The organism is Bacillus cereus (genome assembly GCF_002567495.1).
Taxonomy (GTDB): domain Bacteria; phylum Bacillota; class Bacilli; order Bacillales; family Bacillaceae_G; genus Bacillus_A; species Bacillus_A cereus_AQ.
This window is the reverse complement of sequence record NZ_NVAP01000037.1, coordinates 44,532-59,211: the sequence shown is the minus strand read 5'-3', so window position 1 is coordinate 59,211 and position 14,680 is coordinate 44,532. Positions and strand designations below refer to the sequence as shown.

The following is a 14,680-nucleotide window of genomic DNA, read 5'->3' as shown; positions in this document are numbered from 1 at the left end:
TGGGCTATAGCCAAGCGGTAAGGCAACGGACTTTGACTCCGTCATGCGCTGGTTCGAATCCAGCTAGCCCAGCCATTTTTGCGGAAGTAGTTCAGTGGTAGAATACAACCTTGCCAAGGTTGGGGTCGCGGGTTCGAATCCCGTCTTCCGCTCCAATGAAATTTAATATGGCGGCATAGCCAAGTGGTAAGGCAGAGGTCTGCAAAACCTTTATCACCGGTTCAAATCCGGTTGCCGCCTTTTCTTTTGTGCCGATGTGGCGGAATTGGCAGACGCGCACGACTCAAAATCGTGTTCCTTCGGGAGTGTCGGTTCGACCCCGACCATCGGTATCATGAACGGCGTAAAAAAACTCTATACTAACTGTATAGAGTTTTTTTGTGTTTTCATTACACGACGAAATAAGCACAAAAAAGACAGATGCTCTGATTTAATTCAGATTGAATAAAATTTGTAAGGTGCCAGAACAGTTCACTTCACTTGCATTTACGTTGATTTCACAAGCTAACTATAAAGAAAATTTACAGTTAAATGATGAATGTCAAACAGAGGAAGTGAAATAAAGGGATTATGTATTGGCACTTATCAACTTGGCAGTGAAAACACTAAAAGGATAAAAACGAATATGCATTTTTATCCTTTTAGTTCTATTTTTCTATAAAGCGTCAGCTGAATATTGTATATACAATATTCCCTTCAAGCACTCTAGAGCAAATCTCTCCACCCCGGTGACATGAAGTTAAATCCGACACCACCAGTAGATATTAGTACATTATTAACGGTTAAGTTTGTAATTTCTAAAAACCTCTTTTTAAACTCTTCTTTGTTGTACTTGTACATGGTTGAGTGGCACGCCCACATGTGCGTTGAAGTACTCAACCAGTCCCCTAATTCCTTTAACTTAGGGAACGACTCAAATTGAATTGGTTCATCTAATTTCATAAATCTTACTTGATAGATAGTTGGGTTTAACTTCTCGCCAATTCCTTTAAGACCATGTGCTTTTTTCTCATTTGAATGTGTCATAATAGTTCTCCTCTATTCTGACTTCAAAATTTTTCCTGTTTTAATTATACAGCAATAGAAAGTAAATATGGTAGGAATATGTCTGAGTAGCGGCGTAAATGTTTCTGATACTATGAAAGATGTATAAAAATAAGTATAAAAAACTCCGATATTAAATAGTGGCTTTTATTTTTTATCCTTCTTTAGATGTCCATATTAGTGGTAATTAAAGAAAATAGATCAAAATGAAGCAGTTTATTTATAAGTTTTATTAAACTGAATTAGCCTGTAGTAAAAAGTAGAATTAACTTTATTTATCCCTTTGGTTGTGAAATGAATCCCATGTCATTTCCATCCGTGTATAGCGTATTTTGAAGTATCCCCATATGTCTTCGCCGAATTTCCATGCCCATCCCTCGAAGCTATGCTCAAAAAAGGTTTCGTTTTGCTCTTTAATATCTTCAATGATTAGTGTAAAATCATTTATTACTTCTAATAATGATGTAGGTACATAAAGACAATCTTTATCAAAAATAATCTCCTGTTTTTGAACATGAGAACAATCATAATAACCAGCATCAATTACTTCAAAGTCATAGAAAGTTAATGTAGCTTTATTTATTTCCCATCCGTTATTAAAAGGATTTAAAGGGTGTTTTTTTGTAATTTCAATGGAGTCGAATGTTAAGTACAGGTTGTTATTTGTAACTTTTGCTTTTTCAATATAATAGGACCACGATTCTATATACTCAAAACAATTTACTGATTGATACTTTACCATTGCCCACTACCTCCATTTTGTATAGAAAGGATTCTAAAACGAATTCCTTTTTGTTAAATTATATTATGTGATGCTAAAATTCGTAATAAACTTAGAAATTCATGTATAATATAACTTGTCGAAAGAACAAAATGATAGTAATTTATATTATGTCTGTAATATGAATCAAAAATGAACTTTTTATATTTCTTTTAAAAATGTGTTGAACACACATTATATTTCATATTAATATTTTTATGTAGATTTAAAACGAGAAAGAGAGTGGAAAGTATGGGCCGTAAATGGAACAACATTAAAGACAAAAAAGCATCAAAAGATGCAAATACAAGCCGTATATACGCGAAATTTGGACGTGAAATTTATGTGGCGGCAAAACAAGGCGAGCCAGATCCAGAATCAAACCAAGCGCTTAGAGTCGTATTAGAACGTGCGAAAACATACAATGTACCAAGAACAATTATTGATCGTGCAGTGGAAAAAGCAAAAGGCGGTTCAGAGGAAAATTATGACGAGCTTCGTTATGAAGGATTTGGGCCAAATGGAGCTATGGTTATTGTAGATACACTTACAAATAACGTAAACCGTACTGCAGCAGATGTACGAGCTGCATTTAGCAAAAACAGTGGTAATATGGGTGTAAACGGCTCTGTAGCTTACATGTTTGATGCGACGGCTGTTATCGGCCTTGAAGGTAAAACATCAGATGAAGTTCTTGAAATTTTAATGGAAGCAGATGTAGATGCACGTGACATTCTAGAAGAAGAAGATGCTGTTATCGTGTATGCTGAACCAGATCAATTCCATTCAGTACAATCTGCACTTAAAGGTGCTGGAGTTGAAGAATTTACAGTTGCAGAATTAACAATGCTTGCACAAAGTGATGTTACACTTCCTGAAGATGCTCAAGTACAATTTGAGAAAATGGTTGATGCATTAGAAGATTTAGAAGATGTACAACAAGTTTACCACAACGTAGACTTAGGAGAGTAATACGAAAAAAGCCCCTATTCGTTTAAAGAATAGGGGCTTTTTTTTATGAAGTTAATTAAGGTGATGAATTATTAAAGGTATTTTGTTATAGATAGGGAATATGCTTATAGGGATATATGAAATAACCATTATTTCTAGGAGGCTTAATATGGAACATAAGACACCAAAGCATATAGTTGCCGTAGCAGGTTATTTAACAAATGAAAAAAATGAAGTTTTATTAACAAAGGTACACTGGCGAGCTGATACGTGGGAAATGCCAGGAGGGCAGGTAGAAGAAGGAGAAGCACTCGATCAAGCTGTCTGTAGGGAAATAATAGAGGAAACAGGGTTAACGGTGAAGCCTATCGGAATTACAGGGGTTTATTATAATGCCTCTATGCACATTCTAGCTGTTGTTTTTAAAGTAGCATATGTGAGTGGCGAAATAAAAATTCAACCTGAAGAAATACAAGAGGCTAAATTTGTTGCTTTAAATGAAGAGAACATAGATGAGTATATAACGCGTCCTCATATGAAATCCAGAACACTTGATGCAATGAGAGCAACACATTGTATTCCGTATGAAACGTGGGAAGTGCAGCCATATAATTTAATAGGAAGATTGTAAAGAAAAGAGTAGCCGATTTGAGATACATTCAAATCACTACTCTTTTTTGTATATGGTTTAAGAAAAAGGTCAAAATAATAATAGTGCTAGTATTGATTTATAGAACGTTTGTTCTGTATAATATATATGTTATATACATTTAGATTACTAGATACTCAAAAGTAGATATATTTGTAGATGATATAATTAAAGTGTAAAGTGAAAATATAATAGCCTTAAGGCTTACTCTGTGATTGGTTATTCGTGCATTAACATAATCTATATTCAATATTTCAGATGAATAGTAGATAAAAAAGGACTGTGATACAATACTTTTTTACCCCGCTATTTGCCGGGCAGCCTGTAAAAGTCTGCTTGGTGAGGGCTGATTAAAGTTTCACTTTATACCTTACAATGATGTAAGGTACGTGTAAGAGAAATCGATGGGATATTTTTTTACAACAAGGTATTCTTAAAGTAAGAGTTATACGCTGTGTGGAAAAGAGGTGTTTAAGATGAAAGAACGAGTATTATCTAGGGTGAACTATCATCAAAAAGTTGCATTAAATCCAATGACTAAATTCTTTTATAAAGCCATTATTTTATTATTATTGTTAAGTTGTACATTATTATTCATTGGAAATGTAATGATCGAGCAAAGTGATATTAGTAAATTACATGTACCAGCTAAGTTAGAGGTGCCAGAATCATTAACGCAAGCATTTATTGCGACAGAAGATAAAAGGTTTTATCATCATAACGGTTTAGATTATATAGCGATTATCAGGGCGTCTGTTGAGAATATAAAAGCTGGTGGTGTCGTGCAAGGCGGGAGCACGATTACACAGCAGCTATCTAAAAATGCTTTTTTAACGAATGAGCGTACATTTTCTCGTAAGTGGAAAGAGATTTTTTATACGAAAAAAATTGAACGCACATTTACGAAAGATGAAATTTTAAAATTATATGTAAGTAACATTTATTATGGTGAAGGAGCATGGGGAATTGAAAAAGCAGCAAACCTTTACTTCGGTAAAGAGGTGAACCAATTAACGTTGGCTGAAAGTGCGATGATGGCTGCTGTAGTAAAAGCACCTGCTTATTACTCACCTGCCCAAAATTATGATAAAGCAGTAGAGAGACGAAATGTCGTTTTGAGATTAATGGAGAAAGAAGGCTATATAGGCCATGATGAGTATGTTCAAGCAGTTAGTGAGAAATTAGTAATTCGTCATGATATAAAAATAGAGCAGTCAATGTTAAATAGTGCGCGTAAAAAAGCAGTAAGTTAAGAGAAGTTCCTACAGAGGAGCTTCTCTTTTTTTGAATAAATTGTGACAAATTGTGACACAATATCGTCACAAATATTGTGTTTTTGTAATTTATGTGAGCGTGTTCATTGCGTGACGTATATAAGTGTTGATATTATGTGTATTGTGTACAATACTGTATACAGAATATGAATTTAAAGAGGAATGTATATGAAATCAAATAAACTTATGGCTCTTGGGGTAGTTTTTTCTATCGCAGTATTGATTGTAATCGGAACAATTGCGTATAGCATCATAAATGACAAAAAAGATAAAGGGAATGAGATGTTTGCTTATTCTACACAACAATCTTTAGGGAAAGATGATGCTCCGGTTAAGGTAGTTGAATTTGGAGACTTCAAATGTCCTGCTTGTCGTACTTGGGATGTAACAGTATTACCACGATTAAAAGAAGAGTATATTGATAAAGGTAAAGTGCAGTTATATTTTATTAACTTCCCATTTATCGGAAAAGACTCGGATTTAGGTGCAGCAGCTGGTGAAGCAATTTATAAACAAGATAAAGATTCATTCTGGATCTTCTATGATGAGATTTATCAAAATCAAAAGAAAGATACGGAAGAATGGATTACAGAAGATTTGCTTCTTAGCATTGTGAAAGAGAAACTTCCAAAAGTTGATGTAGCACAATTTAAGAAAGATTTACACAGTAAAGAAATTAAAGAAAAAGTACGTAAAGACTCAGATCGTGCTCAAAAATTAAAAGTTCAAGGTGCTCCTTCAGTATATGTAAACGGAAATCTTGCAAACCCTGATTTCGATAGTATGAAGAAGGCAATTGATAAAGAATTGAAAAAGTGATGAGTCCTCTCATCACTTTTTCGACTTTTTTCGATAAAATTCTTGCCTCGACTTTTTTTACATGCTATACTACTTTACATAAGTTATTCTAATATCTTATATGTAATTCATATTTGCGGGTGTAGTTTAGTGGTAAAACAAGAGCCTTCCAAGCTCTGGTCGAGAGTTCGATTCTCTTCACCCGCTCCAAATTTTATTAAATGTTTTTCTATAAATTGTGATCAACGCAGTGTTTCGTTTCCGAGATAAACGAGGCATTGCGTTTTTTAATGTTTGAAAAACATCATTATATGCGAAAATAGAAGTAACTAATAGTATTTCAAAAGTGAATTATTAACCAATAGAGTCGTTACATAAGGGATGGATCCATCTGAGGAGGCGATTAAGAGTGGATTTTGAACAATTAAAGCAAGATGTAATTGCGTATAGTAAAACAATTGGCATAGATAAAATAGGCTTTGCGAGTGCTTCTCCTTTTGAGGAATTAAAGCAGCGCTTAATCCAGCAGCAACAATTAAATTATCAATCTGGATTTGAAGAGCCTGATATCGAGAAGAGAACGAATCCGCAACTTTTATTACCGGGTGCTAAATCAATTATTGCGATTGCTTTAGCATATCCTTCAAAATTAAAAAATGCACCATTAAGTAAGCGGGGAGAGCGTCGTGGAATTTTTTGCCGTGCTTCTTGGGGACAAGATTATCATCTTGTTTTACGAGATCGTTTGCAAAAATTAGAAGCATATTTAATTGAAAAGCTTCCGGATATAGAAGTGAAGTCAATGGTTGATACAGGTGAATTAAGCGATAGAGCTGTATCGGAGCGTGCAGGTATTGGATGGAGTGGGAAAAACTGTGCTATTATTACACCTGAATTTGGTTCGTACGTATATTTAGGGGAAATGATTACAAATGTTCCATTCCCGCCAGATAAGCCGATAGAAGATCAATGCGGGGGCTGTACGAAATGTATCGATATTTGTCCTACAGGTGCTTTAATCCAGGGGGGACAGTTAGATTCGAAGAAGTGCATTGCTTTTTTAACACAGACGAAAGGATTCCTACCTGAAGAATATCGCGATAAAATCGGAAATCGTATATATGGATGTGATACGTGTCAGACTGTTTGTCCGAAAAACAAAGGAATGGATTTTCATAATCATCCTGAGATGGAGCCAGATCCTGAGCTAGTTAAACCATTATTAACGCCACTTTTAACAATTAGTAATCGTGATTTTAAAGAGAAATATGGGATCATGTCAGGCTCATGGAGAGGGAAAAAGCCATTGCAAAGAAATGCGATTTTAGCATTAGCACATTTTAAAGAAGCATCGGCAATTCCTGATTTAATTGGTGTTATGAAAGATGACCCAAGACCAGTACTGCGCGGAACGGCAGCGTGGGCACTTGGGAAAATTGGCGGAGATGGAGTAGGCGAAGCGATTGAAAAAGCGATGGAACGTGAGAAAGATGAAGAAGTGCTTCATGAAATGAATCGCGGTCTTGAATTGTTAACGCAGAAAAAAGAGTAGATAATATTTCCCTTTTTCATATTGTAATATGGGAGGGAAACGAAATGGCTGTAAAAACGAATATTGAAAAGCAAGTACAACAGTTTTTAGCATATATCACAGAGAAACGAACAGACGTGGATGGTATTGCTGAGGATTTACTACAAATGGCACAGAGAAAGAAACAATTGTTTGAAAGACGTAGTGCACATATAGTGAAAGCAACTGCGGATGTTTCTTTTATTAGACAATTAAATAGTAATGACCATCAAGAAATTGATTATCAAATACATTTTAAATATTTAATTAAGCATAAAGAATTATTTTATATTGAAGAGGAACAATTAAAACGAAGAGTTTGTTTAAATAATAGTCGGATTATAGGCGATTATGTTATTGAAGTATCAGAAGAAATGAGAATGGGTGAGACATTAGAAAGGGAAATTACGAAAGAGAAGTACGGTTCTTATCAGTATAATCGTTTAGAGGCAGTGAAGTATGCAGAGCGTTGGTGGGATGATCGAAATCCTATGTATCGTAATTTTCCTGATAATTGTACGAATTTTATTTCTCAATGTCTTCATACTGGAGAAGTACCTATGAACGGATATCCTAATATTCGTAAAGGATGGTGGCAAAGGGAGAATCAGTGGAGTTGGAGCTGGGCTGTTGCACATTCTTTTTATTGGTATTTGTCAGGTGCTACAACAGGACTTCGGGCAGAGGCGGTAGAGAGGCCAGAAGAACTTATTCTTGGAGATGTCATTGCTTATGATTTCGAGGATGATGGAAGATGGAATCATACGACAATTGTAGTAGCAAAAGATGCAGATGGTATGCCGCTTGTAAATGCACATTCAGCGAATAGCCGTCGGCGTTATTGGAACTATGAAGACTCTAGTAAATATACACCACAAATGAAATATAAATTCTTTCATATTATTAATGGGTAGAGATTTTTCGCTCAAGTGGTATAATACGTAGTAGACAAAAAACAGAGGTGAATATCGCGTGGGAGTACATGTTGTTTTATATCAGCCAGAAATTCCAGCAAATACAGGGAATATTGCTCGTACTTGTGCAGCAACTGGAACAGAATTACATTTGATTAGACCGCTTGGATTTTCAACGGATGATAAAATGTTAAAGCGTGCAGGTTTAGATTATTGGCAGCACGTGAAAATTACGTATTATGATTCAATTGAAGAATTTTATGAAAAAAATAAAGACGGTGAATTCTTCTATTTAACGAAGTATGGCGAAAAAGCCCATACAGCGTTTGACTATAGTAAGCGCGAGAAGGATTACTATTTTGTATTTGGAAGAGAAACAAACGGCTTACCAGCTAATGTAATCGAAGAAAACTTTGATCATTGTTTACGTATTCCAATGACAGATAAAGTACGTTCATTAAATTTATCTAATACAGCAGCAATTTTAATTTATGAAGCGTTCCGTCAACAAAATTATCCAGGATTAGATTTAGAAATCGTTTATTAAAAGTCGCCATATGGCGACTTTTTTTTTTATAAAATAAAAATAATATGTAATCATACATTTAAAAGAGGGGACATAATCATATAGAATGGGATATATGATTAAAAATAGATAAGACGGGTTGAGATAAATATGAAGGAACAATATAGTAATCAAAATACCTTTTTAAGTATGATAGATATGGATTTAATTAGACAAGGATTATTACACGCTATTCAAGATTTAGTATATATTTTGAAAGTTATTGATGATGAAACGTTTAAATATATTTATGTGAATAAAATAGGAATGGATTATGCTAGGCTAAGTGAAGAGTGCTATGGAAAAACTTTTGCAGAAGTATTACCAGAAGATATAGCGGGAATATTGCAAAGGCAATATTCAAAAGTAGTGAGAGAAGCGAAAGCACACACCTTTTGTGATGTAGTTAGTTTACCAAAAGGGGAGATACATTATGAATCTTCACTTAACCCTGTATACGACGAAGAAGGAATATGTCAGTTTGTTATTTCTATTACAAGGGATATTACAGCTCAAATTGAAGAAAAGATAGAGGTAGAGGAAAAACAAATGTTATTTAAGTCATTACTAGAATATAATAATGACTCAATTATATCTATAGATTCTATAGGGAGAGTTACATATGCAAATCCGTCAACGTATGAAATATTTGGATATCGATATGAAGAGTTAAATAATAAATTTATTTTTGAGTTCATTAATAAAGAATATGAAAAAGATTTTCATATTCTATTTAAAGGAGCCCTGCAGGGAAGAGCGAAACAAATTGTTTCAAAGAAATATGTTCATAAAGAAGGGTACGAGCTATATATTTCTTTGAGAACTATCCCAATTATTGTGAACGGTGAAATTGTTGGGGTATATATTGTTACGAGGGATGTTACAAGGCAAGTATTAAACGAAATGCGAACAGAATATTTAGCTTACTATGATCAGTTAACGGGATTAATGAATAGAATTTCATGTACAAATAAGTTAAATACTTTTTTAAATGAGAATATAAATTTTGCGCTTGTATTTATAGATTTAGATGAGTTTCATCGTATTAATGATACATTTGGTCATAAAGAGGGAGATAAAGTATTACAAAAAGTTACAGAATGTTTAAGTAATCTAAAAATAGAAGGTATGCACTTATTTAGAGAACACGATGATCAATTTGTTATGTTGATAGAAAATATAACGAAAGAATGTGTAGAGGCAGTTGCAAAAAGCATACTGAAAAATATTAGTGAATATTTTGTAATCGAGGAAGAAGATGTGTATTTAAGCGCGTCAATTGGAATTGTAATGGCTCCAATGGATGGAGAAAATGAAAAAATACTATTTCAAAGGGTCGATGCTGCTTTAGAAAAAGCAAAAGAAAAAGGAAAAGGGCATTATTATTTTTATTGTAGTGGATTAGATTGTGAGCGTGAACAAAGATTTATAATAGAAAACCAATTACATCGTGCTATAGAAAAAAATGAATTTTTCTTATATTATCAGCCACAAATTAATATTGAAACGAAAAAAATAGCTAGTATGGAAGCTTTAATAAGATGGGAGAATAAGGAATTAGGATTTGTTTCTCCAAATCAATTTATTCCGTTGGCAGAACGAACAGGATTTATTATTAAGCTTGATGAGTGGGTAGTAAATCAAGTGTGCCAGCAAATACGTGAATGGTTAAATAAAGGATATGAAGTAGTCCCAATCGCAGTGAATATTTCAGCTAGACACTTTCGCTCTATTACATTAATAGAGATGATTACACGTGCTTTAAATAAGTACAATGTGCCGGCTCAATTATTAGCGATAGAGGTTACAGAAGGAGCCCTTATACATAAAGATATATCGAAGAGAGTGTTATTACAATTAAAAGAACAAAATTTAAAGATTCATTTAGATGATTTTGGAACAGGCTATTCATCTTTAAGTTACTTAAAAACATATCCAATTGATACTTTAAAAATTGATCGTTCTTTTATGGAAGGTATACATATAGATGAACGTGATACGAATATTACAGCTGCAATTATTCATTTAGCTCATACTTTAGAATTAAATGTAATTGCAGAAGGAGTAGAAAAAAAAGAGCAAATACAGTTTTTGAAGGAAAAGAATGTGAAGCTTGTACAAGGCTATTATTATAGCCGACCACTATCCAAATATGATATGGAAAATATGTATTATAAATAATGCATAAAAAAATGATGTGCTAAAAGCACATCATTTTTTGTGTGTACCTGGTTTATCGTTGTAACCGGATGTAAAAATAGCTGTAAGAAATGTGAGTGATACACCTAAAATTAATAATAATTTCATATTAATATCCTCCTTACTTTTTTTCGGTTTACGAGTTCTATTTATTACCCAAAATGTATGTAAGGTTCTTAGAAGAAAAGAATTTATTTATAATGAATAGCAGTGTGAAAACGTTAATACCTATATTATACAGAATTTTCTTTGAATTTTGGAGAGAATTTTAGCTTGCTATTATATATTTCGTTTTGATTTAAAGAATGTTTAAGGACATCCTAGCATACCTTTTATAATAATCCGATTGAACAAGGAGATGGGGGAGGAGCTATAATGGATATTCTAAAAAAGATTGAACAGCATCGAGCAGCAGAAGAACGTTTACAATGGGAAGGTACGTTTGCGGAGTATTTGGAGCTTGTGAAAGAAAGACCATGGGTGGCTCAAACAGCACACTCTCGCATTTACAATATGATAAAAGATGCTGGAATTGAAGAAGTTGATGGTAGAAGAAAGTATAACTTCTTTAGTAATCAGCTCTTTGGATTAGAGGATGCCCTAGAACGTCTTGTAGAGGAATATTTTCATCCATCGGCAAAAAGATTAGATGTTAGAAAAAGAATTTTATTATTAATGGGTCCTGTTAGTGGAGGAAAATCAACGTTAGTTACGATGTTGAAACGAGGATTAGAAACATATTCACGAACAGATCGTGGAGCAATTTTTGCAATTAAAGGATGTCCAATGCATGAGGATCCACTGCATTTAATTCCACATCATTTACGAGATGATTTCTTTGATGAGTATGGAGTTAGAATTGAAGGGAATTTATCACCACTAAATGTTATGCGTCTAGAGCAAGAATACGGATCAAGAATTGAGGATGTAGTTGTAGAGCGTATTTTCTTCTCTGAAGATCGCCGTACAGGGATTGGTACATTTAGCCCGTCTGATCCCAAATCACAGGATATTGCAGATTTAACAGGTAGTCTAGACTTTTCTACGATTGCAGAATATGGTTCAGAATCAGATCCGCGTGCGTATCGATTTGATGGAGAATTAAATAAGGCGAACCGAGGAATGATGGAATTCCAAGAGATGTTAAAATGCGATGAGAAGTTTTTATGGCACTTATTATCGCTTACGCAAGAAGGGAATTTCAAAGCGGGAAGATTTGCGCTTATTTCAGCAGATGAATTAATTGTAGCGCATACGAATGAAACAGAGTATCGCTCATTTATAGCAAATAAGAAAAATGAAGCATTGCATTCAAGAATTATTGTAATGCCAGTTCCTTATAATTTACGAGTAAGTGAAGAAGAACATATTTATGAAAAAATGATTCGTGAAAGTGATGTGTCGAATGTTCACATTGCACCACACACACTTCGCGTTGCAGCAATGTTCACTATTTTAACTCGTTTAAAAGATCCGAAGCGTCCGGACATTGATTTAATTAAAAAGATGCGTTTGTATGATGGAGAAACGGTAGAAGGTTATAATGTGATTGATGTAGAAGAGTTACAACGCGAATATCAAGATGAAGGTATGAAGGGGATTGATCCTCGTTATGTCATTAACCGAATTTCGTCTACAATCATTCGAAAAGAGGTACCATCTATTAACGCGTTAGATGTACTGAGATCTTTAAAAGATGGGCTGGATCAGCATCCGTCGATTAGTAATGAAGACCGTGAACGTTATATGAATTTCATCTCATTAGCGAGAAAAGAATACGATGAAATTGCGAAGAAAGAAGTACAAAAAGCGTTTGTTTATTCATATGAAGAATCAGCTAAGACGCTTATGGATAATTACTTAGATAACGTCGAAGCGTACTGCAATAAATCGAAATTACGTGACCCGTTAACAGGAGAAGAAATGAGTCCAGATGAAAAATTAATGCGCTCAATTGAAGAGCAAATTGGAATTTCAGAAAATGCTAAGAAAGCATTCCGTGAAGAGATTTTAATTCGCATTTCTGCTTATGCTCGTAAAGGAAAACGCTTTGATTATAATTCACATGAACGTCTTCGTGAAGCGATTCAGAAAAAACTATTTGCTGATTTAAAAGATATAGTGAAAATTACAACATCAACGAAAACACCGGACGAAAATCAGCTTAAGAAAATCAATGATGTTGTTGCGCGTTTAATTGATGAGCATGGCTATAACTCTTCTTCAGCAAATGAATTACTACGCTATGTAGGTAGCTTGTTAAACCGATAGTTTGATAACAAAACGCTGTCTCTTGTATTTTGCGGGACAGCGTTTTATTATCCGTTCATATGTGTGTAAAGTGTCATACCTTGTCCAAATGTAATAAATTAAGATGCAATTTCATGAATTTATTGTCAATTATTTTTACAATATGCATATGATAGAGTAACCAACCATTCATACGAAAAAAGCCAACACAATACAATATGTTGCAAAGTAAAAATGTGTGCAACAATGCATTGTGTTTCTTTCTTATCAGTGGCTGAATATTTCTTTCTATTATGTGAGTGGCAAAATTTTGTTTAGGATGCTCGGGGTATTGTATGAAAAACGTTATAAATGTGTATGGGATGATTTTCTGTGGGCAGTTACCTTTCAAATATTCTAGCTTGCACATTACAGAACAAAATTTATAGATTGCTGTTCATACAGGAAGACAATTACAGTAAGGAGGGAAAGGAATGGGCGAAGAAAATCAACCAAATTATACGATTTCACAGGAAAACTGGTCCCTCCATCGCAAAGGATATGACGACCAACAACGCCATCAAGAAAAAGTACAAGAGGCAATTAAGAATAATTTACCCGATCTTGTAACAGAAGAAAGTATAGTTATGTCTAATGGCAAGGATGTTGTAAAAATACCAATTCGTTCTCTAGATGAATATAAGATTAGATACAATTATGATAAAAATAAACATGTTGGGCAAGGAAATGGTGACAGCAAAGTTGGTGATGTCGTTGCGAGAGATGGATCAGGTGGTCAAAAACAAAAAGGACCAGGAAAAGGGCAAGGAGCAGGAGATGCAGCTGGGGAAGATTACTATGAAGCTGAAGTCTCTATTTTAGAATTAGAGCAAGCGTTTTTCAGAGAGTTAGAGCTGCCTAATTTAAAGAGAAAAGAAATAGATGAAAACCGGATTGAACATGTTGAATTTAATGACATTAGAAAAACAGGATTATGGGGAAATATCGATAAGAAACGAACAATGATATCCGCATATAAACGAAATGCGATGCGTGGTAAAGCATCTTTCCATCCAATTCATCAAGAAGATTTAAAGTTCCGCACTTGGAATGAAGTATTAAAGCCAGATTCAAAGGCTGTTGTATTAGCGATGATGGATACGAGTGGATCGATGGGAATGTGGGAGAAGTATATGGCACGTAGCTTCTTTTTCTGGATGACAAGATTTTTACGCACAAAGTATGAAACAGTTGATATTGAATTTATTGCTCATCATACAGAAGCAAAAGTCGTTACAGAAGAAGAATTCTTTTCAAAAGGAGAAAGTGGTGGAACAATCTGCTCCTCCGTATACAAAAAAGCACTCGAGCTAATCGATAATAAATATTCACCAGATCGCTATAATATTTATCCATTCCATTTTTCAGACGGTGATAATTTAACATCAGATAATGCTAGATGTGTAAAGCTTGTTGAAGAGCTAATGAAGAAGTGTAATATGTTTGGGTATGGGGAAGTGAATCAGTACAACCGCCATAGTACACTCATGTCAGCCTATAAAAATATTAAAGATGAAAACTTTAGATATTATATTTTAAAGCAAAAAGCAGACGTATTTCATGCGATGAAAAGCTTTTTTAGAGAAGAATCAGGTGAGAAAATGGCATAACCTCTTTTAAAGAGGTTCTTTTTTTGTAAACTTTTTATTTTTTGATTGACAATGATA

General features: G+C 34.1%; 12 protein-coding genes and 5 tRNA genes. 15 read left to right on the top strand and 2 right to left on the bottom strand.

The window, feature by feature from the left end; genetic code table 11:
- From COK05_RS16705 to COK05_RS16690, 4 genes are all read left to right on the top strand, one after another.
- Positions 1–75 (top strand) — tRNA-Gln (locus tag COK05_RS16705).
- A gap of 5 nt (positions 76–80) precedes the next feature.
- Positions 81–155 (top strand) — tRNA-Gly (locus tag COK05_RS16700).
- 14 nt (positions 156–169) lie between these two features.
- Positions 170–240 (top strand) — tRNA-Cys (locus tag COK05_RS16695).
- A gap of 10 nt (positions 241–250) precedes the next feature.
- Positions 251–332, top strand: a tRNA-Leu gene (locus COK05_RS16690).
- 373 nt (positions 333–705) lie between these two features.
- Here the strand turns inward: COK05_RS16690 and COK05_RS16685 are convergent.
- Together COK05_RS16685 and COK05_RS16680 are read right to left on the bottom strand one after the other, a co-directional pair.
- Entirely contained in the window at positions 706–1,026 is a 321-nt protein-coding gene (locus tag COK05_RS16685) for a DUF3884 family protein (RefSeq protein WP_098613451.1), read from the bottom strand.
- A gap of 289 nt (positions 1,027–1,315) precedes the next feature.
- The gene (locus COK05_RS16680) at positions 1,316–1,786 is read right to left on the bottom strand and encodes a hypothetical protein (protein ID WP_098613450.1); all 471 of its coding nucleotides are present in this window, start codon (positions 1,784–1,786) and stop codon (positions 1,316–1,318) included.
- 270 nt (positions 1,787–2,056) lie between these two features.
- On the opposite strand from COK05_RS16680, the gene COK05_RS16675 reads away from it, so the two are divergent.
- The 11 genes from COK05_RS16675 (at position 2,057) to yhbH (ending at position 14,623) form a co-directional block, all read left to right on the top strand.
- On the top strand, positions 2,057–2,776 hold the full coding sequence (locus tag COK05_RS16675; RefSeq protein WP_000532949.1) for a YebC/PmpR family DNA-binding transcriptional regulator: 720 nt from the start codon (positions 2,057–2,059) through the stop codon (positions 2,774–2,776).
- Between the two features lie 148 nt (positions 2,777–2,924).
- Positions 2,925–3,386 carry an NUDIX hydrolase gene (locus tag COK05_RS16670; RefSeq protein WP_098613449.1) on the top strand — a complete coding sequence of 154 codons (462 nt, stop codon included), beginning with the start codon at positions 2,925–2,927 and terminating at the stop codon, positions 3,384–3,386.
- 494 nt (positions 3,387–3,880) lie between these two features.
- On the top strand, positions 3,881–4,657 hold the full coding sequence (locus COK05_RS16665) for a transglycosylase domain-containing protein (RefSeq protein WP_098613448.1): 777 nt from the start codon (positions 3,881–3,883) through the stop codon (positions 4,655–4,657).
- 189 nt (positions 4,658–4,846) lie between these two features.
- Positions 4,847–5,497, top strand: coding sequence for a DsbA family protein (locus COK05_RS16660; protein ID WP_000841318.1), 651 nt, complete (start codon positions 4,847–4,849; stop codon positions 5,495–5,497).
- A 115-nt stretch (positions 5,498–5,612) separates the two neighbouring features.
- A tRNA-Gly gene (locus tag COK05_RS16655) sits at positions 5,613–5,686 on the top strand.
- A 199-nt stretch (positions 5,687–5,885) separates the two neighbouring features.
- Positions 5,886–7,028, top strand: coding sequence for a tRNA epoxyqueuosine(34) reductase QueG (gene queG / locus COK05_RS16650; protein WP_061667825.1), 1,143 nt, complete (start codon positions 5,886–5,888; stop codon positions 7,026–7,028).
- Between the two features lie 44 nt (positions 7,029–7,072).
- Positions 7,073–7,960: an amidase domain-containing protein gene (locus tag COK05_RS16645; RefSeq protein ID WP_098613447.1), complete on the top strand. Its 888-nt coding sequence runs from the start codon at positions 7,073–7,075 to the stop codon at positions 7,958–7,960.
- A 58-nt stretch (positions 7,961–8,018) separates the two neighbouring features.
- Complete coding sequence (trmL, locus tag COK05_RS16640) at positions 8,019–8,507, top strand: tRNA (uridine(34)/cytosine(34)/5-carboxymethylaminomethyluridine(34)-2'-O)-methyltransferase TrmL (protein ID WP_000538147.1); 489 nt, start codon at positions 8,019–8,021, stop codon at positions 8,505–8,507.
- A gap of 129 nt (positions 8,508–8,636) precedes the next feature.
- Positions 8,637–10,706 (top strand): sensor domain-containing protein, encoded by a 2,070-nt coding sequence (locus tag COK05_RS16635; RefSeq protein WP_098613446.1) that lies wholly within the window; start codon positions 8,637–8,639, stop codon positions 10,704–10,706.
- Between the two features lie 393 nt (positions 10,707–11,099).
- Positions 11,100–12,995: a PrkA family serine protein kinase gene (locus tag COK05_RS16625; RefSeq protein WP_098613445.1), complete on the top strand. Its 1,896-nt coding sequence runs from the start codon at positions 11,100–11,102 to the stop codon at positions 12,993–12,995.
- Positions 12,996–13,447: 452 nt separating this feature from the next.
- On the top strand, positions 13,448–14,623 hold the full coding sequence (gene yhbH / locus COK05_RS16615; RefSeq protein WP_000503516.1) for a sporulation protein YhbH: 1,176 nt from the start codon (positions 13,448–13,450) through the stop codon (positions 14,621–14,623).
- The last annotated feature ends 57 nt before the right edge of the window (positions 14,624–14,680 follow it).